At 30.6% G+C, this 19835-nt stretch carries 21 protein-coding genes; 15 read left to right on the top strand and 6 right to left on the bottom strand.

Annotated features, from left to right (window positions below; all coding sequences use genetic code 11):
- Positions 1 to 45: 45 nt before the first annotated feature.
- The 14 genes from L1S33_RS04785 to L1S33_RS04720 all read left to right on the top strand — a co-directional run bounded on the left by L1S33_RS04785 (position 46) and on the right by L1S33_RS04720 (position 14565).
- A complete protein-coding gene (locus L1S33_RS04785) occupies positions 46 to 549 on the top strand; it encodes a hypothetical protein (protein WP_240561431.1) in 504 nt (167 codons plus the stop codon).
- Between the two features lie 222 nt (positions 550 to 771).
- Complete coding sequence (locus L1S33_RS04780; RefSeq protein WP_240561639.1) at positions 772 to 1725, top strand: Fic family protein; 954 nt, start codon at positions 772 to 774, stop codon at positions 1723 to 1725.
- A 242-nt stretch (positions 1726 to 1967) separates the two neighbouring features.
- Complete coding sequence (locus L1S33_RS04775; protein WP_240561430.1) at positions 1968 to 3644, top strand: RluA family pseudouridine synthase; 1677 nt, start codon at positions 1968 to 1970, stop codon at positions 3642 to 3644.
- A gap of 114 nt (positions 3645 to 3758) precedes the next feature.
- Entirely contained in the window at positions 3759 to 4196 is a 438-nt protein-coding gene (locus L1S33_RS04770; protein WP_240561429.1) for a DUF5675 family protein, read from the top strand.
- A gap of 123 nt (positions 4197 to 4319) precedes the next feature.
- The gene (gene rplM / locus L1S33_RS04765) at positions 4320 to 4775 is read left to right on the top strand and encodes a 50S ribosomal protein L13 (protein ID WP_240561428.1); all 456 of its coding nucleotides are present in this window, start codon (positions 4320 to 4322) and stop codon (positions 4773 to 4775) included.
- Positions 4775 to 5161: a 30S ribosomal protein S9 gene (rpsI, locus tag L1S33_RS04760; protein WP_240550712.1), complete on the top strand. Its 387-nt coding sequence runs from the start codon at positions 4775 to 4777 to the stop codon at positions 5159 to 5161. Before rplM ends, rpsI begins: the two co-directional genes overlap by 1 nt.
- Positions 5162 to 5304: 143 nt before the next feature.
- Positions 5305 to 6096 carry a 30S ribosomal protein S2 gene (gene rpsB, locus L1S33_RS04755; protein ID WP_240561427.1) on the top strand — a complete coding sequence of 264 codons (792 nt, stop codon included), beginning with the start codon at positions 5305 to 5307 and terminating at the stop codon, positions 6094 to 6096.
- Positions 6097 to 6120: 24 nt separating this feature from the next.
- Positions 6121 to 7092, top strand: coding sequence for a translation elongation factor Ts (gene tsf, locus L1S33_RS04750; RefSeq protein WP_240561426.1), 972 nt, complete (start codon positions 6121 to 6123; stop codon positions 7090 to 7092).
- Between the two features lie 113 nt (positions 7093 to 7205).
- Complete coding sequence (gene pyrH, locus L1S33_RS04745) at positions 7206 to 7913, top strand: UMP kinase (protein ID WP_240550715.1); 708 nt, start codon at positions 7206 to 7208, stop codon at positions 7911 to 7913.
- A 27-nt stretch (positions 7914 to 7940) separates the two neighbouring features.
- Positions 7941 to 8495: a ribosome recycling factor gene (gene frr, locus L1S33_RS04740; protein WP_240550716.1), complete on the top strand. Its 555-nt coding sequence runs from the start codon at positions 7941 to 7943 to the stop codon at positions 8493 to 8495.
- Between the two features lie 98 nt (positions 8496 to 8593).
- Entirely contained in the window at positions 8594 to 10972 is a 2379-nt protein-coding gene (locus L1S33_RS04735) for an efflux RND transporter permease subunit (RefSeq protein ID WP_240561425.1), read from the top strand.
- 75 nt (positions 10973 to 11047) lie between these two features.
- A complete protein-coding gene (gene asnS / locus L1S33_RS04730) occupies positions 11048 to 12481 on the top strand; it encodes an asparagine--tRNA ligase (protein ID WP_240561424.1) in 1434 nt (477 codons plus the stop codon).
- Between the two features lie 24 nt (positions 12482 to 12505).
- Positions 12506 to 13966: an RNA polymerase factor sigma-54 gene (rpoN, locus tag L1S33_RS04725; protein ID WP_240561423.1), complete on the top strand. Its 1461-nt coding sequence runs from the start codon at positions 12506 to 12508 to the stop codon at positions 13964 to 13966.
- Positions 13966 to 14565 carry a hypothetical protein gene (locus L1S33_RS04720; RefSeq protein ID WP_240550720.1) on the top strand — a complete coding sequence of 200 codons (600 nt, stop codon included), beginning with the start codon at positions 13966 to 13968 and terminating at the stop codon, positions 14563 to 14565. Before rpoN ends, L1S33_RS04720 begins: the two co-directional genes overlap by 1 nt.
- Here L1S33_RS04720 and L1S33_RS04715 read toward each other — a convergent pair.
- The 6 genes from L1S33_RS04715 to L1S33_RS04690 all read right to left on the bottom strand — a co-directional run bounded on the left by L1S33_RS04715 (position 14560) and on the right by L1S33_RS04690 (position 18909).
- Positions 14560 to 15249, bottom strand: coding sequence for a porin family protein (locus L1S33_RS04715; RefSeq protein ID WP_240561422.1), 690 nt, complete (start codon positions 15247 to 15249; stop codon positions 14560 to 14562). The genes L1S33_RS04720 and L1S33_RS04715 overlap by 6 nt on opposite strands.
- Before the next feature lie 82 nt (positions 15250 to 15331).
- Positions 15332 to 15805 (bottom strand): ExbD/TolR family protein, encoded by a 474-nt coding sequence (locus L1S33_RS04710; RefSeq protein ID WP_240550722.1) that lies wholly within the window; start codon positions 15803 to 15805, stop codon positions 15332 to 15334.
- An 18-nt stretch (positions 15806 to 15823) separates the two neighbouring features.
- Positions 15824 to 16453, bottom strand: a complete 630-nt coding sequence (locus L1S33_RS04705; RefSeq protein WP_240561421.1) for an ExbD/TolR family protein — start codon at positions 16451 to 16453, stop codon at positions 15824 to 15826.
- A 6-nt stretch (positions 16454 to 16459) separates the two neighbouring features.
- Positions 16460 to 16900, bottom strand: a complete 441-nt coding sequence (locus L1S33_RS04700; protein WP_240561420.1) for a hypothetical protein — start codon at positions 16898 to 16900, stop codon at positions 16460 to 16462.
- A gap of 5 nt (positions 16901 to 16905) precedes the next feature.
- The gene (locus L1S33_RS04695) at positions 16906 to 17631 is read right to left on the bottom strand and encodes a MotA/TolQ/ExbB proton channel family protein (RefSeq protein ID WP_240561419.1); all 726 of its coding nucleotides are present in this window, start codon (positions 17629 to 17631) and stop codon (positions 16906 to 16908) included.
- Positions 17632 to 17877: 246 nt separating this feature from the next.
- Complete coding sequence (locus tag L1S33_RS04690; protein ID WP_240561418.1) at positions 17878 to 18909, bottom strand: asparaginase; 1032 nt, start codon at positions 18907 to 18909, stop codon at positions 17878 to 17880.
- Positions 18910 to 19044: 135 nt separating this feature from the next.
- Between L1S33_RS04690 and L1S33_RS04685 the strand changes: the two genes are divergently transcribed.
- Entirely contained in the window at positions 19045 to 19737 is a 693-nt protein-coding gene (locus L1S33_RS04685) for a zinc metallopeptidase (protein ID WP_240550725.1), read from the top strand.
- Positions 19738 to 19835: the final 98 nt, after the last annotated feature.

Genomic DNA, 19835 nt, shown 5'->3' with positions numbered 1-19835 from the left:
ACCATATACAAAAACGTTGTGTATAATGCGGAAAAACCGTCACGAATGAAAAAAATAATTTTACTTTTATTATTTACAATTCCAATTTATGGACAAAATTCGAAATTAATTTCTGACGGAGAATTGTGTGAACAAATTGAATCTGCGATTGATTACCTTAAAACCGATAAAGAATTAAATACTCGGAGTTTTAAGTTTAATTCAACTATTGAAAAAGGTTCTCTTTATGAATTTTATTTTCCAACAGAATATGTTGCTTATCAATTAGGAATTGAAAAGGAAAAAGTGTTTGAATATGACAAAACTAAAACATATCCGATTTATAAAAAACTCGAAGAAAGAAAATATAGAACAGCGGAATTGAATTTGGATTGTGTAAAAAAGAAAAAAAAACCAAATGTTGAGATTTCAAAGTTAGATAAAGAAAGTTTGATTTTGAATATTACAACAAAACGAGTTGGTAAACCAGGTTCAAGCGGAAAAGCATATTTATTTTTCTTTGAGAACGGAAAAGTAGTTAAAGTATATAAATCGAGTTGGATTGAATAAAAGCACTATACACAACACAGTATATAAAAAATTGCTGGTTTTGTGCTTAAACAAAGGTCGTTGCACGTTTGCTACATCTGATTTTCCTTCGGAAAATCCTCGCACACAAACACGCAACTTTCCATATACTAACACGTTGTGCCCAATTAAAAAATTCCGTTTCATAAGATAATTCAGATTAAATGATTGTATCTTTGATAGTATCAAATGATAGTATCACAAATGAAACCTCCTTACGAAATAACATCTTCTATTTTAAAATTAATAACTTCTATTTCAGAAAAAATAGGAGAAGTAAATGCTAATTTATTAAACAAACCTTCTCCGAAATTGAGAAAACAGAATAGAATCAAAACTATTCATTCTTCTTTAAAAATAGAAGGAAACACACTTACAGAAGAACAAATAACAGCACTTCTTGAAAACAAAAGAGTTATTGGTCCTAAAAAAGATGTTCTTGAAGTTTTAAATGCAATAGAAATCTATGAGAATTTGGAAGAATACAATCCTAATAACCAAAAGTCCTTTTTAAAAGCGCATCAAAATTTAATGAAAGGTCTTGTTGAAAGTCCTGGGAAATACAGAAATCAAAGTGTCGGAATTGTAAAAGGCTCAAAAGTTGAGCATTTAGCACCACCTTTTGGAAATGTGCCGTACTTAATGAAAGACCTTTTTGAATATTTGAAAAAGTCTGAAGAAATTGAATTAATTAAAAGTTGTGTTTTCCATTACGAAATGGAATTTATACATCCTTTTTTAGATGGAAATGGAAGAATGGGAAGATTATGGCAAACTTTAATTTTAATGGAAAAATATCCAATCTTTGAGTTTTTGCCTTTCGAAACTTTAATTAGTAAAGACCAAGAAAAATATTACAAATCTTTAGCTGAAAGTGATAAATCTGGAAAATCAACTAAGTTTATTGAATATATGCTAAACGTAATTGACATTTCAATAAGTGAACTATTAGATTTTAATAATAGAACGCTAAATGAAAAAGACAGATTAGAATATTTTGTTTCATTAAATAGAACTGAATTTACAAGGAAAGATTATATGGATATTTTTAAAGATATTTCTTCAGCAACAGCAAGTAGAGATTTAAAGAAAGGAGCTGAATTAGGTTTATTTGAAAAAATAGGAGAAAAAAATAAAACAATCTACCGTATAAAATAACTGGGCACAACACCGTATAAACTTTATTGCTGGTTTTAGCTCACTTGGGAAATTCCTCCGGAATTTCGCCGTTCGTACTTTATTTACTAAATTCACTGCTTAAACAACGCAACAAAGCTTATACAACAACGTTGCCCACAATTTTACAAAATAGTCCATTAATGATTTTAGTCATTTAAGTTGTCTTTTTCTACACAGTCAACTCTCAAAAAACTATTTTTGCTGAAAGCAAAAAAAATATTTTGATTTTAGATCATTTTCAACACTTCAAAACAGATATTTCAGAAATTAAACTTCCCGTTAAGTTTACGTTTCCGTTTTATTACGAACCTAGTTTAATAACTAAAATAGCAGCAAAAGAGCTACAAGATTATTTAGAAATCCAAACTGATTTTGAACATAATTTTGGTTTAAATGAAACCCAAACCGACTTACCAATTGGAAAAATGTTTGGTATTCTTGTTGTTAAAAATGAAAAGAATGAAATTGGTTATTTGGCAGCTTTTTCAGGAAAATTAGCAGACAAAAGTTTACCTGAAAAATTTGTTCCTCCAGTTTTTAACATGAGAACCGAAGGCAGTTTTTATATAAAAGGAGAACTTGAAATTGATGAAATTAACCGACAGCTAAGTTTATTAAAAAAAGATAAAAATTATACTAAATTAAAAAAAAAAGTAAAAAAAATAACTGAAACTATTTCGGAAGATTTAGCGCAACAACGCAAAAAGATGAAGCTTTCTAAAAAAGATAGAAAACTTCGTAAAAAAAATGCACAAGCTACTTTAAACGATTCTGATTTAAATAATCTTATAAAAAAACTAACCCAAGAAAGTTATAACGATCAATTTTTCTACAAAGAACTAGTTGAATATTATGACCAGAAAATAGAGAAAAGCAAACTAGAATTAATCAATTTTGAAGAAAAAATAGCTTCGCTTAAAACTGCTCGAAAAGAAAAATCTAACTACTTACAACAGACTTTATTCAGCAAATACGCTTTTTTAAATCAGCAAAAAGAACTTAAAAACTTACTAGATATCTTCAATAATCCTGCAATAAAACCACCCGCAGGAGCTGGAGAATGTGCTGCTCCAAAATTATTGCAATATGCTTTTCTGAACAACCTAACACCAATTTCTATGTCGGAATTTTGGTGGGGAATTTCACCAAATTCAGCAATACGTAAGCACAAAAATTATTATCCAGCTTGTCAAAGTAGATGCAAACCAATTTTAACACACATGTTAGAAGGTATTGAAATGGATGCTAATTTATTGATTGAAAATATTTCCGAAGAAAAAGAATTGGAAATCATTTACGAAGATGATGTGCTACTTGTGGTAAACAAACCTGCCGAATTATTATCGGTTCCTGGAAAAGAAATTACCGATTCTGTTTATACAAGAATCAAAGAAAAATATCCAAATGCAACTGGACCTTTAATTGTACATCGACTAGACATGGCAACTTCCGGAATTTTACTTTTAACAAAGACTAAGGAAGCTAACAAAACACTACAAAGTCAGTTTATAAACAGAACTATTAAAAAGCGATATATTGCTTTATTAGAAGGTAAATTAATTAGAAATAAAGGTGAAATAAATTTACCCTTACGAGTAGATTTAGACGATAGACCACGACAGTTAGTTTGTTTTGAACATGGTAAAAATGCAGTTACAAAGTGGGAAATTATTGAACAAAAAAACAATACAACACGCGTTTATTTTTATCCAATTACTGGAAGAACGCACCAATTGAGAGTCCACGCTGCTCATAAAGATGGGTTAAACTCACCAATTATTGGTGATGATTTATACGGAACAAAGAAAAATAGATTGCATTTACATGCAGAGTTTATTGAGTTTTTACATCCAACTTCTCGAGATAAAATGTCATTTTCCATCAAGCCAAACTTTTAAAAACTTCAACAGAAACTATTTATAGCGTTTTCCCTATAACATAATCAGTTTAAACGCTGATTAATTACATTTTAAGTTACTTATTTTTAACCGTTTAATCAAAACAACTTCGTTATGAAAAAAATGGTTTTATACAGAAACAATTATGTTGGTCCAGAAATATTAGGACACCTATTAGTCTTTGAAGATTTACCTTCAGGTGGAAGTAAACTTATTTTTGATTGTAAAACATTAGAGCTCGAATGGAAAAATAATGCTAGAAATGTTTCTTGTGTTCCTTCAGGGTTTTACAATATAGAATTTGAAACATCTAACAGATTTAACAGGCGTTTATGGGAATTAAAAGGTGTTCCTGGAAGAAGTGAAGCAAAAATTCATGTTGCTAATTATTACACTCAAATACAAGGTTGTATTGCTGTGGGCGACATGCATACCAAAATTAATGATGATGGTTTTTTAGATGTTAGAAACAGCGCAAACACACTATCTAGATTGCACAATATTATGAGTTCTCAGTCTAAAAGTACAATTAGAATTGTAGGAAAAACCTAATCACTTCATTTTCAATAAAAAAACAACTTAAATTAGTGTTTGTCAATCAAATAAATAGTTGTAATTTTGCAGTCCTTTTTTAAGGGAAAAACTTTTTATTAATAAACAAAAACTAATAGTGTAATGAACACATTAAGTTACAAAACAGTATCAGCAAACAGCTCTACGGTAAACAAAGAGTGGGTTTTAGTTGATGCAGACGGGCAAACGTTGGGTCGTCTAGCTTCTAAAGTAGCAATGCTAATTAGAGGTAAGTACAAGCCAAGTTTTACACCACACGTAGATTGTGGAGATAACGTGGTAATTATCAACGCAGAAAAAATTCAATTAACTGGAAAGAAATGGACTGAAAAGTCTTACATCCGTCACACGGGTTATCCAGGAGGTCAAAGATCACTTACTGCAACAGAAATGTTTGAGAAAGATCCTACAAGATTAATCGAAAAAGCAGTAAAAGGTATGTTACCAAAAAACAAATTAGGTAGTGCTTTATTCAAAAACTTGTATGTATATGCAGGAACTGAGCACGGTCAAGAAGCACAAAAACCTAAACTTACTAACCTTAACGATCTTAAATAATGGAAACTGTACACAAAATAGGTAGAAGAAAAACAGCAGTTGCTCGTATTTATCTTTCAGAAGGAAAAGGAAACATAATTGTAAACAAAAAAGAGTACAAAAATTACTTTACTACTCCAACATTACAATATAAAGTTCAACAACCTTTAATGTTAACTGAGAACTTAGAGTCTTATGACATTAAAGTAAACGTATTTGGTGGTGGTGTAACTGGTCAAGCAGAAGCAATCCGTTTAGCAATTACAAGAGCGTTAGTTTCTATAAACGAAGAGCACAGAGCTATATTAAAACCAGAAGGTTTATTAACTCGTGATCCAAGAATGGTTGAACGTAAGAAATTCGGTCAGAAGAAAGCACGTAAGAAATTCCAGTTCTCTAAGCGTTAATATTTTTGCCGAATATATTTTGGCAATTATACTACCAAGAGACTGTTATATAAATTAATTATAAACAGTTTAGTATCTAAATATTTGAGACTTGAAAAACTACTCAAATATTGTGAAAACAGAACGTAAACACATTTTTTAAAATGGCAAATATTCAAGAATTATTAGATAGTGGTGTACACTTTGGACACTTAACTAGAAAATGGAACCCAAACATGGCTCCATACATTTATACTGAGCGTAATGGTGTACACATCATTGACTTGTATAAAACATCAGCTAAAATTGACGAAGCATCAGCTGCGTTACAAAAAATAGCTAACTCAGGACGTAAAATCTTATTTGTAGCAACTAAAAAGCAAGCAAAAGATATCGTTGCAGAAAAAGCTAAAGCTGTAAACATGCCTTACATTACAGAAAGATGGCCTGGAGGAATGTTAACAAACTTTGTTACCATCCGTAAAGCTGTTAAGAAAATGGCACATATTGATAGAATGAAACAAGATGGTTCTTTCGACGCTTTATCTAAAAGAGAAAAGTTACAAATTAACCGTCAACGTGAAAAATTAGAAAAGAATTTAGGTTCAATTTCTGATATGACACGTTTACCAGCTGCAATTTTTATTGTAGATGTTAAGAAAGAGCATATTGCAATTGCAGAAGCTTTAAACTTAAACATTCCAATCTTTGCAATGGTAGATACAAACTCTGATCCTAGACCAGTAGATTATGTAATTCCTGCAAACGATGATGCTTCAAAATCTATTGATAAAGTATTATCTTATGTAACTGATGCAATTGCTGTAGGTTTATCTGACAGAAAAGCAGATAAAGAAAAAGTAAAAGAAACTAAAGAGGTAGCTAAAAAAGAAGCTCCTAAAGCTGTAGAAGCTAAAGTTGAAGTTACTGAAGTACCTACTGAAGAAAAAAAATAATTATAATCAAAAAACACAAATAACATGGAAACAGTAAAGATTAGTGCTGCTGATGTTAAAAAATTAAGAGAAGCAACTGGAGCTGGAATGATGGACTGTAAAAAGGCATTAGTTGAAGCTGGAGGAGACTTTGATAAAGCAATTGACATCTTACGTAAAAAAGGTCAGAAAATTGCTGCAAAAAGAGCTGATAGAGAATCTACAGAAGGGGTTGCAGTAACAAGAATTAATGATGCAAAAACAGAAGGTGTTGCTATTGTTTTAGCTTGTGAAACTGACTTTGTTGGTAAAAACGAATCTTTTGTAGCTTTAGGTGGACAATTTGCTGATATCGCATTAAACTGCACAGACAAAGAAGCTTTCTTAGCTGCAGATTTTGGAGGTATGACTGTTGCTGATAAATTAGTTGAACAAACTGGTGTTATTGGAGAAAAGTTAGAAATAACAGCTTTCGAAAAAATCGAAGCTGCTTATGTTGGTTCTTATACACATATTGGTAAAATTGCTGCATTAGTAGGTTTATCAAACGCTGTAGATAAAGCAGATGTTTTATCTAAAGACGTTGCTATGCAAGTAGCATCTATGGGAGCAACAACTTTATCTTATAAAGATTTTGACGCTGCTTATGTAGCTGCAGAAACTGAAGCAAGAATTGCTGTTATTGAAAAAGATAATATTGAATTAGGAAGATTAGGGAAAACATTAAAGAATGTACCTCAATTTATTTCTATGTCTCAATTATCTGACGAAGTATTAGCAAAAGCTCAAGAGGACGCAAAAGCTGAATTAGCTGCTGAAGGAAAACCAGAAAAAATCTGGGATAGAATTTTACCAGGAAAAATGGAAAGATTCATTTCTGACAATACAACTTTAGATACGGAGCAGTGTCTTTTAGACCAAGCTTTTATTAAAGATGAAAAGAAAAATGTAGCTGAATATGTTAAAACTTACGGAGATGTTTCTGTAAGCGGATTCAAAAGAGTTACTTTAGGATAATTAAAATCCTTAAAACTTTACTTAAAAACCTCGCAATTTTGCGAGGTTTTTTTATTTCAATAAAAAATAAACTCAAAAAAAATGCGTAGTTTTGCTCAACTTTCAATAGAACTATGCAATACAAAAGAATTCTTTTAAAATTAAGCGGAGAAGCCTTAATGGGTGATAGACAATATGGAATTGATCCTAAACGCCTTAAAGAATACGCTCAAGAAATAAAACAAGTACTAACTACCGGTGTAGAAATTGCCATTGTTATTGGTGGAGGAAATATCTTTAGAGGTGTTGCGGGTGCAGCAAATGGTATGGATAGAGTACAAGGAGACCACATGGGAATGTTAGCAACTTGTATAAATGGTTTAGCTCTACAAAGCGCATTAGAAGATGAAAATGTACATACTCGTTTACAAACCGCACTTGAAATTAAAGAAGTAGCAGAACCATATATTAAAAGAAAAGCAATTCGCCATTTAGAAAAAGGAAGAGTTGTTATTTTTGGAGCTGGAACTGGAAACCCTTATTTTACAACAGATACAGCAGCCGTTTTAAGAGCAATTGAAATAGATGCTGATGCAATTTTAAAAGGAACACGTGTTAATGGAATATATAACGCAGATCCAGAAAAAGACAAAAATGCCATAAAATTTGATACTATTACCTTTAAAGATGTAATCAAAAAAGGATTAAAAGTAATGGATATGACGGCATTTACATTAAGTGAAGAAAATAAACTCCCAATTATTGTTTTTGATATGAATACAAAAGGAAATTTACTAAAATTGATTTCTGGAGAACAAATTGGAACAGTAGTTGATAATTAATTATCGAATCTTTTAAAGATACTAAAGATGAACGAAGAATTAGATTTTATTATAGACACAGCCAAAGAGGCTATGAACGGTGCAATAGAGCACTTAGTTAAAGAATTACGTGCAATAAGAGCAGGTAAAGCATCACCAGCAATGTTAGCAAACGTTATGGTAGATTATTATGATGCAGCAACTCCATTAGGGCAAGTTGCAAATGTTAGCACACCAGACGCAAGAACAATTACCATACAACCTTGGGAAAAGAACATGTTACAAGAAATAGAAAAAGCAATAATGATTGCTAATCTTGGCTTTAACCCAATGAATAATGGTGAAAGCATCATTATAAATGTTCCCGCATTGACCGAAGAACGTCGTAGAGACTTAGCAAAACAAGCTAAATCTGAAGCAGAGCACGCTAAAGTTGGTATTAGAAACGCACGTAAAGAGGCAAATAATGATATCAAAAAATTAGATATTTCTGATGACATGAAGAAAAATGGTGAAGGAGATATTCAAAATTTAACAGATACATTTGTAAAAGATATTGACGAGAAATTTTCTGTAAAAGAAAAAGAAATTATGAAGGTATAATTTCAACCAAAAAGCCAAATTAAAAGAGTGTTTTTACACTCTTTTTTTTGCTCAAAAAACAACAAACTTTTTAATTATATTTGCTAAAACTTTTTTAAATGAACTTTTGGACTAAAGTAGCCCGACTAATCTTAAGAAATAGAATTATTGTCTTAATATTAATAGCTGCAGCTACTACCTTTTTAGCGCTTGAAACAAAAAATACACGTTTTTCTTTCTCAGAAGCCAACTTATTACCAGAAGATCATGAAGCAAACCTTGAATACAATAAATTCTTAGAAATTTTTGGAGAAGAAGGTAATCTAATTATTCTAGGAGTAAAAGACACTACATTATTCACTCCTGAAAAATTTAATAATTGGAATAAGTTAGTAAAAACATTTGACTCTGTTCCTCAAGTTGATTTTACGGTTTCTTTAGCAGACATTCAGAAATTAAAAGCTGATAGAAAAAAACGAAAATTTATTGTAGAACCTTTATTTAAAGGCACACCAAAAACACAAGAAGAAGTAAATCAAATAAAACAACAACTATTTGATAAACTTCCTTTTTACGATAATTTATTATACAACGAAGGCGGTACAATACAAACCGCTATTTACATTAAGAAAAGTATTGTAAATACTGAAGAGCGACCAGAATTTATTCATAATATATTAACTCCAACTATTGAAAAGTTTGAGAAAGACAACAATATTGAAGTTCGTATTTCTGGAATGCCATACATTAGAACCTTAAACTCTCAAAACATTGTTGATGAAATAGGAATTTTTGTACTACTTGCTTTATTAGCTACGGCAGTAATCTTTTTCTTTTTCTTCCGTTCTTACAGAGCAACTTTTATTACACTTTTAGTAGTTAGTATTGGTGTAATTTGGGCATTCGGTTTTATTGGTTTGTTTGGCTATGAAATTACTGTATTAACAGCTTTAATTCCGCCATTAATTATTGTTATTGGTGTTCCAAATGCCATATTTTTAATCAACAAATATCAGCAAGAAGTAAAAAAACACGGTAACCAAGCCAAGTCTTTACAACGTGTAATATCTAAAGTTGGTAATGCAACTTTAATGACTAATATTACTACAGCTTCTGGTTTTGCAACCTTTATTTTTGTAAAAAGTCAGTTACTTAGAGAGTTTGGTATTTTGGCTTCAATCAACATTATAAGCATCTTTATTTTGGCACTATTGATTATTCCAATCATCTATAGTTTTATGCCACTTCCAAAGAAAAAGCACTTAAATCATCTTGAAAAAAGATGGATTGACAATGTGGTAAAATGGATGGAAAATACAGTTAGAAACAGACGAATTTCTGTGTATTTTGGAACCGTATTAATTATTATATTTGGTATTATTGGTATTTATCAAATTAGAGTTTCAGGGAGTTTAATTGAAGACATGCCGCATGGAATGCAGTTTTATAAAGACATTAAATTCTTTGAAAAAGAGTTTGGTGGAATTATGCCGCTAGAAATTTTAGTAGACACCAAAAAAGATAAAGGCGTAATGAAACTTTCCACTTTAAAAAAGATGGAAAAAATTAACGAAGCTATTGAAAGTTTTTCTGAATTATCGAAACCTGTTTCAGTAATTAACTTAGTAAAATACTCTAAACAAGCCTACTACAATGGTAATCCAAAGTATTATCAGCTACCAACTTCACAAGAACAAAGTCATATTTTTGCCTACACCAAAAACTCTACAAACAATTCTGGAATGCTAAAGAATTTTGTAGATTCTACAGGACGTTATGCAAGAATTACTACGTTTATGAAAGATATTGGAACCGATAAAATGGATATCATTCAAGAACGCTTAAAAGGTGTTGTAGACAAAGAATTTCCGAAGGAAAGATACAATGTTTCCTTTACTGGTAAAGCATTGGTTTTTATAAAAGGAACCAATTATTTAATTAAAAACTTAGTTTTTTCTTTATCATTAGCAATTATATTAATTTCATTATTTATGGCGTGGATGTTCCGTTCTTATAAGATGATTTTAATTTCATTATTGCCAAATATGTTACCATTATTGTTAACTGCGGGTTTAATGGGCTTTTTTGACATTCCTATAAAACCATCAACAATTTTAGTATTTAGTATTGCTTTCGGTATTTCTGTAGATGATACAATTCACTTTTTAGCAAAATACAGACAAGAATTAATTGCCAATAATTGGAAGATAAAAAAGTCAGTTTATGCAGCATTAAATGAAACTGGTGTAAGTATGTTTTACACTTCAATAGTATTGTTTTTTGGGTTCTTAGTATTTACAGTTTCAAGTTTTGGAGGCACAATTGCCTTAGGTGGTTTAGTATCTATAACATTACTTTTCGCTATGACCTCTAATTTAATATTGTTGCCTTCACTCCTATTGACTTTTGAAGACAAAATTGCCAACGAAAAAGTGTTTAAAGAGCCAAAAATTAAGATTATCCCTCCAAAAGATGGAGATAAAAATTCTATAGAATAAATTACCTTTTATAAGTACTTGTATCATTGCTCAATTTAACGCAAAAAAGTATCTTTGCTATTCAATTTATGTAAGATGCAAAGAAGTAGTGTATTAGATTTAGTAACAACTAAAGAATTTGACCAAAAAGTAACCATTAAAGGTTGGGTAAGAACTTTTAGAAGTAATCGTTTTATTGCTTTAAATGATGGTTCAACAATTAAAAATATACAATGTGTTATCGATTTTGAAAACACAGCTGAAGAAACTCTAAAAAGAATTACTACAGGAGCTTGTGTAAGTATTGTTGGTACTTTGGTAGAAAGCCAAGGAAAAGGACAAACTTCTGAAATACAAGTTGACGAATTAGAAATCTTAGGGGATTCTAATCCGGATGAATACCCAATTCAACCTAAAAAACACAGCTTTGAGTTTTTAAGAGAAAACGCACATTTACGCGTTAGAACAAATACATTTTCAGCTGTAATGAGAGTGCGCTCTAAACTTTCTTTCGCCGTACATAAATACTTTCAAGAAAACGACTTTAACTACGTTAACACGCCAATTATAACAGGTTCAGATGCTGAAGGTGCTGGTGAAATGTTTAAGGTAACCAATTTTGAAGCGAACAAAGCTCCAAAAAATGAAGAAGGAAATGTAGATTTTAAACAAGATTTCTTCGGAAAAGAAACAAACCTTACCGTTTCTGGTCAATTAGAAGCAGAAACCTATGCAATGTCATTAGGAAAAGTATATACTTTTGGACCAACTTTTAGAGCTGAAAACTCGAACACTACACGTCATTTATCTGAATTTTGGATGATTGAACCAGAAGTTGCTTTCATGGATTTAGAAGGTAATATGGATTTATCTGAAGACTTTATTAAATCGGTTATTAACTATATTTTAGAAAACTGTAAGGACGATTTAGATTTTTTAGATCAACGTTTTGCGCAAGAAGAAAAAGGAAAACCACAATTGCAACGTAGCGAATTAGGTTTAATTGAGAAGTTAAAATTTGTTGCAGAAAACGATTTTAAACGTGTTTCTTATACAGAAGCTATAGAAATTTTACGCAATTGTAAACCAAATAAAAAGAAGAAATTTCAGTTTCCTATTAATGAATGGGGAGCAGATTTACAATCGGAACACGAACGTTTTTTAGTTGAAAAACACTTTAAATGTCCAGTAATATTGTTTGATTATCCAGCAAACATTAAAGCATTTTATATGCGTTTAAATGATGATGGAAAAACAGTAAGAGCAATGGATGTTCTTTTCCCAGGAATTGGAGAAATAGTTGGTGGAGCGCAACGTGAAGAGCGTTACGATGTTTTAATTGAAAAAATGAAAGCAATAAACATAGACGAGAAAGAGTTATGGTGGTATTTAGATTTACGTAAATTTGGTACAGCTGTTCACTCTGGTTTTGGTCTTGGTTTTGAGCGTTTAGTTCAATTTGCAACAGGAATGGGTAATATTAGAGACGTAATTCCGTTTCCAAGAACTCCACAAAACGCAGAATTTTAAAATACTTTTCGTATATTCAAACCTATGCTAAAACAAAGTTTACATTATAAACTCTTACAAAAATTATCTCCACAACAAATTCAGTTGATGAAGCTAATACAATTGCCTACACAGGCTTTTGAAGAGCGCCTAAAACAAGAAATTGAAGAAAATCCTGCTTTAGACACAGGTAAAGAAGAGCCAGAAAACTTTGAAGACACGTTAGCAGATCAGGAATTTGACGATACTGGAAATGAAAAAATTGAAGCAGAAGATATAAACATTGATGAATATCTTAGCGATGATGAATATCCAAGTTATAAAACACAAGCAAATAACTATTCGGCAGATGATGAAGAAAAAAATGTTCCTTATGCAGCTGGAACAACGTTTCATCAATCTTTATTAAATCAATTAAACACCTTCATGATTGATGAAGAAGAACGAGCAATTGCAGAGTTTTTAGTTGGTAGTATTGATGATAGTGGTTATATACGTAGAGAAATTATTGATCTAGTAGATGATCTAGCTTTCACACAAAACATATTCACAGAAGAAGATAAAGTGGAAAAAGTTATGTGTAATGTTGTGCAAAGACTAGATCCAATTGGAGTTGGAGCACGTGATTTAAAAGAATGTTTAATTATTCAATTAAAAGCAAAATCGACTACAAAACACAGAGGTTTAGCAATCGACATTCTTGAAAATGCATTTGATCATTTTGTTAAGAAGCATTATAAAAAACTTCAAGAAAAATTTAATATTTCTGAAGAAGAATTGAAAGATACTATTACTGAAATAGGAAAATTAAATCCAAAACCAGGAAGTTCTTACGCAGGAAATAATAAAATTGCAGAGCAAATAGTTCCAGATTATTCAATGAGAATTGTTGACGGAAAACTAGAACTAACATTAAACTCAAGAAATGCTCCCGAACTACATGTTTCTCGTGAGTACAATAACATGTTAAAAGGATATCAAGAGTCAAAAGAGAAAAGTAAATCTCAAAAAGATGCGGTATTTTTTATTAAACAAAAACTAGATGCCGCAAAATGGTTTATTGACGCAATAAAACAGCGTCAACAAACACTTTTAGTTACCATGAACTGCATTATGCACCATCAATACGATTATTTTTTAACTGGTGATGAGCGCAAGTTAAAACCAATGATCTTAAAAGATATTGCAGACAAAATTAACATGGATGTTTCTACGGTTTCTCGTGTTGCAAATAGTAAATATGTCTCTACTCCTTACGGGACAAAATTGATTAAAGAGTTCTTCTCTGAATCAATGAAAAATGACCAAGGTGAAGATGTTTCAACAAGAGAAATAAAGAAAATTTTAGAAACTGTTGTTTCTGAAGAAGACAAAAGAAAACCACTTACAGACGAAAAATTGTCTAAGATTTTAAAAGAAAAAGGTTATCCAATTGCCAGAAGAACAGTTGCGAAATATCGTGAACAATTAGATATTCCTGTAGCAAGACTTAGAAAAGAAATTTAATGCGATTTCATAAATTAATATCAGTTTTGCTACACCCAATTGTAGTACCTACAATTGGTGTTATACTCTATTTTCTAACTGTTCCAACGCTTTTTGTAAAAAAGCAAAAACTAGCCATTCTAGGATTAATTTTTATTGCTACTTACTTTGTGCCACTACTTCTATTAATTGTTCTTAAAGCACTAAATAGAATTGAATCTTACCAAGTAAATACTATTAAAGAAAGAAAGCTGCCTTTAGCTTTTATGATAGTACTTTTTTACTTATTAGGTAATTCGCTTTATAATATAGCACAAATAAGAGATATTGGAATATTGTTTTATGCAACTTCATTAGGACTAATGCTTATTTACATTTTATTTCTCTTTAAACTTAAAACAAGTTTACATTTAATTTCAATGGGAATTGCATTGGGTTTTTTCTTATTAATGAGCACTTTCTATTCAGTAAGCTTTTCTTTAGTAATAATAGTAATAATAATACTTTCAGGACTACTAGGAAGCTCAAGATTGCATTTAAAGGCACATACTCCAACAGAAGTGTATTTAGGCTTTATACTTGGAGTAATTGCTCCATTTCTAATTACTTTTATGCTATAGAATATAGAAAGTTAATCCGAACTTCAATATTTTAGTATCAATACTATCATTTGCAATAAAAGAATCTTTAAATATTGGTGTTAAACCATAATAGAAATGAAGATTAAAAGCGTCATATCCTGCAGAAACAATTAGACCCGTCTGAAATTTATTAAAGCTAGAAATATTGTTAAATTCAAACGAGTCATTAGTACTAACATAGCTAAAGGTGTTTGAGAAATTGTAAGAAAATTTAACTCCTGTGTAAATACGCCAAAAAGCATATTTAGTAGGTGTAGAATTCCTCCACCTTAATTCCAATGGTAATTCAATATTATGAGTTACAAACTTATTAGACGTTAAAGTATTGTCAATTTCATAAGATATTTGATTACTATTCTCTGACACTTTTAATCCGTGATTAAAAGAATTAAATCCATAACCAACACCGATACCAAAAGCAAAATTCCTTTTAGAATTTAGTGGTAAATCTTTGATAAAACCGGCAGATATACCGTATGAAAAACCACTATCGGCAACTGTATTTGGCTGATTAACTAAAGTATTATAAGTAATAGAAAGATATATCTGATCCTCTAAATATTTGTCATCAACTGTTAATGAATCTTTAGTTTGCAAAATTTCTTCTTGAGAAAAAGAAAGGAAAGAAAAGAATATAAAAAAGAGTACGTATAAATTTTTCATCTTTATAAAGATACTTTATTTAGTAAACATAAAAAAGCCTTCAAATAAATTTGAAGGCTTTATATAAAATAATATAAATTATTTATTTCTTTATTGCATCTCCTTTTTGAGTAGATAAAGATAATTTAAGAGCATTAACATCTCTTAATTTTAATCTTATGTCAGATAATGTACCAACATTAGATTCTTTATCAGCTTTTATAGAAGTTGTCATAAATGGAACTTCAGTTTCAGATACCTTACTTCTTGCATTTTCAATAAACGCAGGAATTTGATCTGGAGTTCCAATTTTGTCATTTAATTGGATTCTATTATAACCTGTACCATACTTTCCTGTTTCTTTGGCTTTACCTACATAAATAGTAGTTACCAAACTCTTGTGTTCTAATTTTTTAACTTCAGAAGCACTAGGTAAACGAGGACTATCAATTTTTAAATCAGTTTCTCTCATGGTTGTTGTAACCATAAAGAAGAATAATAACATAAAAACAATATCTGGTAAAGATGCCGTTGAAACTGGTGGCAATCCTTTCTTCTTTTTTCCAAATTTAGCCATGAAATGTATACTTTTTAATTAATTAACGTCTGTAGGGTCAATATCCGTAATAATTTGCGGATAACTAGTTTTAATAAACTCTACTTTCTTTCTTAAGCTTTCATCTTTACGACCAGATGCTTTAAAAGCCTCTTCTAACTCTGGATACGACATATTATACTTCTTTTGAGATAATCTATTTCTTAACTCAGAGTAAGCACTTAATAATTCATTTTGTACAATTATATATGTACCGTATTCCGTTGCACGATCACTTTCTACAGCAATAATTGCTTTATTTGGGTGATCTGAAGATTCTGGATCTTTAGCTCCTTGACAATAATCACAAGGTTTAGCTTCTTCTCCTTCTTTTGCATTTCCTAGTCCTCCACCATTATCAATAAAATTTAAAGCAGCTTCTCTTAAACCTTTCATTTCCATAACTTGTCCATCTACAAATAGTTGGTTGTTACGGTTAATACTGATTTCAAAGATATTCTTTTGCTTAATTTTTGGTGGCTCGTAATTCTTTGGTGGTTTTTCAGCTAACCTTTTAGAGATACCTGAATCTACATCCATAGTTGTTGTTACAAGGAAAAAGATAAGTAGCAAGAAAGCAATATCTGCCATAGAACCTGCATTAATTTCTGGGTTTTCTCTTCTTGCCATCTTAAATTATGATTTTATTAATCCTTTTACTAAATCTATGATAAAGAAAGCACCTGCTACAAGCATTAAAACTCCACTGAATAAAATTCCAGTACTAGTTAATTTTGAAACTTGGCTTCCTGCTGCTGCAATGATTTCATCTTTTGCATCAATTACCTGATCGCTATTCGCTAACATATAAGCAACTCCAAATACTACAAGTAAAGCTACTAAACCTAAACCAGCTTTCTTTAAAGCTGCAGGGTTTTTAAGTAAACTGAATACAGAACCTAAAACGGCAACTGCTGCTGCAATTATAAGTAGTATTATAGAATAAGTTACTAAAGTAGATACAGAACCAGACAATGCTTCAGCATTTCCTTCCTCAACACCTAATGTCAATACAAATAACGCTATACCGATAATAGATAGTACAGCTACTATTATTGTTATTATTTTGTTATTCATAAGTTTTATTTTTTATATTTTGCTAATAAATCTATTAAAGAAATAGAAGCGTCTTCCATGTTGTTTGTAATTGCATCCATTTTAGAGATAATGTAATTATAAAAAATCTGTAAGATAATTGCTACTACAAGACCAAATACCGTTGTTAAAAGTGCTACTTTAATACCACCTGCTACTACGGCTGGAGAAATATCATTTGCTACAGCAATTGCATCAAAGGCTCCAATCATACCAATTACAGTACCCATAAACCCAAGCATCGGTGCAAGTGCAATAAATAAAGATAACCAAGAGATATTTTTCTCTAATAATCCCATTTGTACACCACCGTAAGATACTACAGCTTTTTCAGCAGCGTCTAAACCTTCGCTAGATCTCTCTAAACCTTGGTAAAAGATAGATGCAACAGGTCCTTTTGTATTTCTACAAACCTCTTTTGCAGCTTCTACACCACCTGAACTTAAAGCATCATCTACACTAGCTACTAATTTCTTAGTGTTAGTTGTTGCCATGTTTAAATAAATAATTCTTTCAATAGCAATTGCTAAACCTAAAATTAAGGCTACTAATACAATTCCCATAAAACCAGGACCACCTTCTATAAAGTAACGCTTTAAAATTTGGTGAAATGTTTCTGATTCTGCTGCTGCTGCCGCTTCCTGAGCATGTGCTGAGACTGCTCCAAAAAACATAAATCCTGTTACTGTAAGGATATTTACTACTTTTTTCATCTTTTGTATAATTAATTTTTAATAGTTAACGGGTTAAAGATATTGTTTTACTTTCAATTCTTCAAAATTATTTTTTTTTAAAAACACTTTCTGAATTGAGACTGCCAAGTAACAAAAAAATGTTGGGACATTAAAAAAAATTGAAAGATATTTACATATAAATGATAAATTTTCAAGCTTTTTACTACTTATTCAACAAGTTAAGTGAAAAGTATTTATCAATTTATTAATGACTTAAATCTCTTTTTAATCAATTTCTCCACGTAAAGGTAGTTCGAAATAGTGTTTAAATTCTTTTGTACTTAAGTTTTCACCTAATAAATACATCATTTTGGCAATTGCAGTTTCTGTTGTTATATCCTTTCCATCTACAACACCAATTTCTTTTAACTGCACACTTGTTTCATAATGACCTAATATAACACTTCCTCCTGCGCATTGTGTAACATTTACGATTCTAATTCCTTTTTTTATTGCTGTATCAAGAATGTTAATAAAGCTTTTTTCGGTTGGAGCGTTTCCTGAACCATACGTTTCTAAAACAATTCCTTTTAAATTTGGAATTGCCACAATACTTTCTACGACATTAAGTGTAATTCCAGGAAATAATTTAAGGATAACAATATTATAGTCTAATTTTTTTCTGACAATTAATTGCTTCTGAAGATCTTTTGGCTTTTCTAAAAAATGTTCATTAAACTGAAGATGTACTCCGCTTTCTGCTAAAGCTGGGTAATTCATAGAAGCAAATGCCTCAAACTGTTCTGCATTTATTTTTGTAGTTCTGTTTGCTCTATATAGTTTATATTCAAAATACAAACAAACTTCTGAAATTACTGGTAACCCATTTTTTCTTGCTGAAGCTATCTCTATAGAAGTTATTAAATTTTCTTTCGCATCTGTTCTTAAATCTCCAATAGGTAATTGAGAACCTGTAAAAATTACAGGTTTTTGTAGATTTTCAAACAAAAAACTAATTGCTGAAGACGTATAAGACATAGTATCTGAACCTGTTAGAACCACAAAACCATCGAATTTTTGATAGTTTTCTTCTATAATTTCTGCAATTTTAATATAATACTTAGTATTCATGTTTGAAGAATCAATAGGTTCTTCAAATGAAATTGCTTCAATTTTACAATCTAATTGTTGTAATTCTGGAATCTTTTCTACTATCTGACTAAAATCAAATGCTTTTAAGGCATTCGTTTTATAGTCTTTCATCATACCGATTGTTCCTCCAGTATACACCAATAAAATGGTTGGTTTGTTTGTCATATTGTCATTTTTTTCGAAGAAATTAAAAAACGGAATAATTTATGTTGTAAATTTAGCAAACAAAAATAAACAACCTTTGGTAAGTTTTCTTTCTTTTAAAGAAAAATACCACATACTAAAAAATATATTTATAAAATGGGATTAGAATATTATGCAATAATTGGAGTTATAACCTTATTAAGTTCATTAATAAGTAATACTTTAAAAAGAAAATTTAAAAAATACTCTAAAGTTCACCTAAGAAATGGAATGAGCGGAGCTGAAATTGCTGAAAAAATGTTGGCAGATCATGGAATTACAGATGTTAAAGTAATTTCTACACCAGGAATGTTAACAGATCACTACAACCCAAGAGACAAAACGGTTAATTTAAGCGAAGGTGTTTACAATCAGAAAAATGCTGCCGCTGCTGCAGTATCTGCTCATGAGGTTGGACACGCAATTCAACATGCGCAAGCTTATAAATGGTTAACAATGCGTTCTAATTTGGTGCCAATGGTAAATGTTTCGTCTAAATTTTCTCAGTATTTAATTATGGGTGGATTGGTTTTAGGAGCCGCATCTAACATGGGTTATTGGGTTTTAGCTGCAGGTGTTGTTTTAATGGGAATGGCAACTTTATTTAGTTTTATAACATTACCTGTAGAATATGATGCTAGTAATAGAGCTTTGGCTTGGTTAGAAAATAAACATATTGTTACTCGTGAAGAATTAGCGGGTTCTAAAGATGCTTTAAAATGGGCAGCAAGAACGTATTTAGTTGCTGCTTTAGGTTCTTTAGCTATGTTAGCGTATTGGGTTTTAAAGTTAATGGCAAGTAGAGATTAGTTTTAATCTAGTTATATATTGTAAAAAAAACTTTAAAAGTAAAACACTTATTTAAGCAGACCTTTCAGGTTTTAAAAACCTGAAAGGTCTATTTTTTT

Origin of the sequence: Tenacibaculum aquimarinum (assembly GCF_022478115.1) — a bacterium.
In the GTDB taxonomy this organism is placed as follows: Bacteria; Bacteroidota; Bacteroidia; order Flavobacteriales; family Flavobacteriaceae; genus Polaribacter; species Polaribacter aquimarinum_A.
Note: the sequence above shows the minus strand (reverse complement) of the source record. Positions and strands in the feature narration are given on the sequence as shown.

Coding starts and splice junctions, on each gene's coding strand:
- tsf (WP_240561426.1), top strand. CDS start 6,121: ATGGAAACAGTAAAGATTAGTGCTGCTGATGTTAAAAAATTAAGAGAA.
- L1S33_RS04685 (WP_240550725.1), top strand. CDS start 19,045: ATGGGATTAGAATATTATGCAATAATTGGAGTTATAACCTTATTAAGT.
- L1S33_RS04770 (WP_240561429.1), top strand. CDS start 3,759: ATGAAAAAAATGGTTTTATACAGAAACAATTATGTTGGTCCAGAAATA.
- rplM (WP_240561428.1), top strand. CDS start 4,320: ATGAACACATTAAGTTACAAAACAGTATCAGCAAACAGCTCTACGGTA.
- frr (WP_240550716.1), top strand. CDS start 7,941: ATGAACGAAGAATTAGATTTTATTATAGACACAGCCAAAGAGGCTATG.
- rpoN (WP_240561423.1), top strand. CDS start 12,506: ATGCTAAAACAAAGTTTACATTATAAACTCTTACAAAAATTATCTCCA.
- pyrH (WP_240550715.1), top strand. CDS start 7,206: ATGCAATACAAAAGAATTCTTTTAAAATTAAGCGGAGAAGCCTTAATG.
- L1S33_RS04780 (WP_240561639.1), top strand. CDS start 772: ATGAAACCTCCTTACGAAATAACATCTTCTATTTTAAAATTAATAACT.
- L1S33_RS04710 (WP_240550722.1), bottom strand. CDS start 15,805: ATGGCTAAATTTGGAAAAAAGAAGAAAGGATTGCCACCAGTTTCAACG.
- L1S33_RS04715 (WP_240561422.1), bottom strand. CDS start 15,249: ATGAAAAATTTATACGTACTCTTTTTTATATTCTTTTCTTTCCTTTCT.
- L1S33_RS04785 (WP_240561431.1), top strand. CDS start 46: ATGAAAAAAATAATTTTACTTTTATTATTTACAATTCCAATTTATGGA.
- L1S33_RS04700 (WP_240561420.1), bottom strand. CDS start 16,900: ATGAATAACAAAATAATAACAATAATAGTAGCTGTACTATCTATTATC.
- rpsB (WP_240561427.1), top strand. CDS start 5,305: ATGGCAAATATTCAAGAATTATTAGATAGTGGTGTACACTTTGGACAC.
- L1S33_RS04690 (WP_240561418.1), bottom strand. CDS start 18,909: ATGACAAACAAACCAACCATTTTATTGGTGTATACTGGAGGAACAATC.
- rpsI (WP_240550712.1), top strand. CDS start 4,775: ATGGAAACTGTACACAAAATAGGTAGAAGAAAAACAGCAGTTGCTCGT.
- asnS (WP_240561424.1), top strand. CDS start 11,048: ATGCAAAGAAGTAGTGTATTAGATTTAGTAACAACTAAAGAATTTGAC.
- L1S33_RS04695 (WP_240561419.1), bottom strand. CDS start 17,631: ATGAAAAAAGTAGTAAATATCCTTACAGTAACAGGATTTATGTTTTTT.
- L1S33_RS04735 (WP_240561425.1), top strand. CDS start 8,594: ATGAACTTTTGGACTAAAGTAGCCCGACTAATCTTAAGAAATAGAATT.
- L1S33_RS04720 (WP_240550720.1), top strand. CDS start 13,966: ATGCGATTTCATAAATTAATATCAGTTTTGCTACACCCAATTGTAGTA.
- L1S33_RS04705 (WP_240561421.1), bottom strand. CDS start 16,453: ATGGCAAGAAGAGAAAACCCAGAAATTAATGCAGGTTCTATGGCAGAT.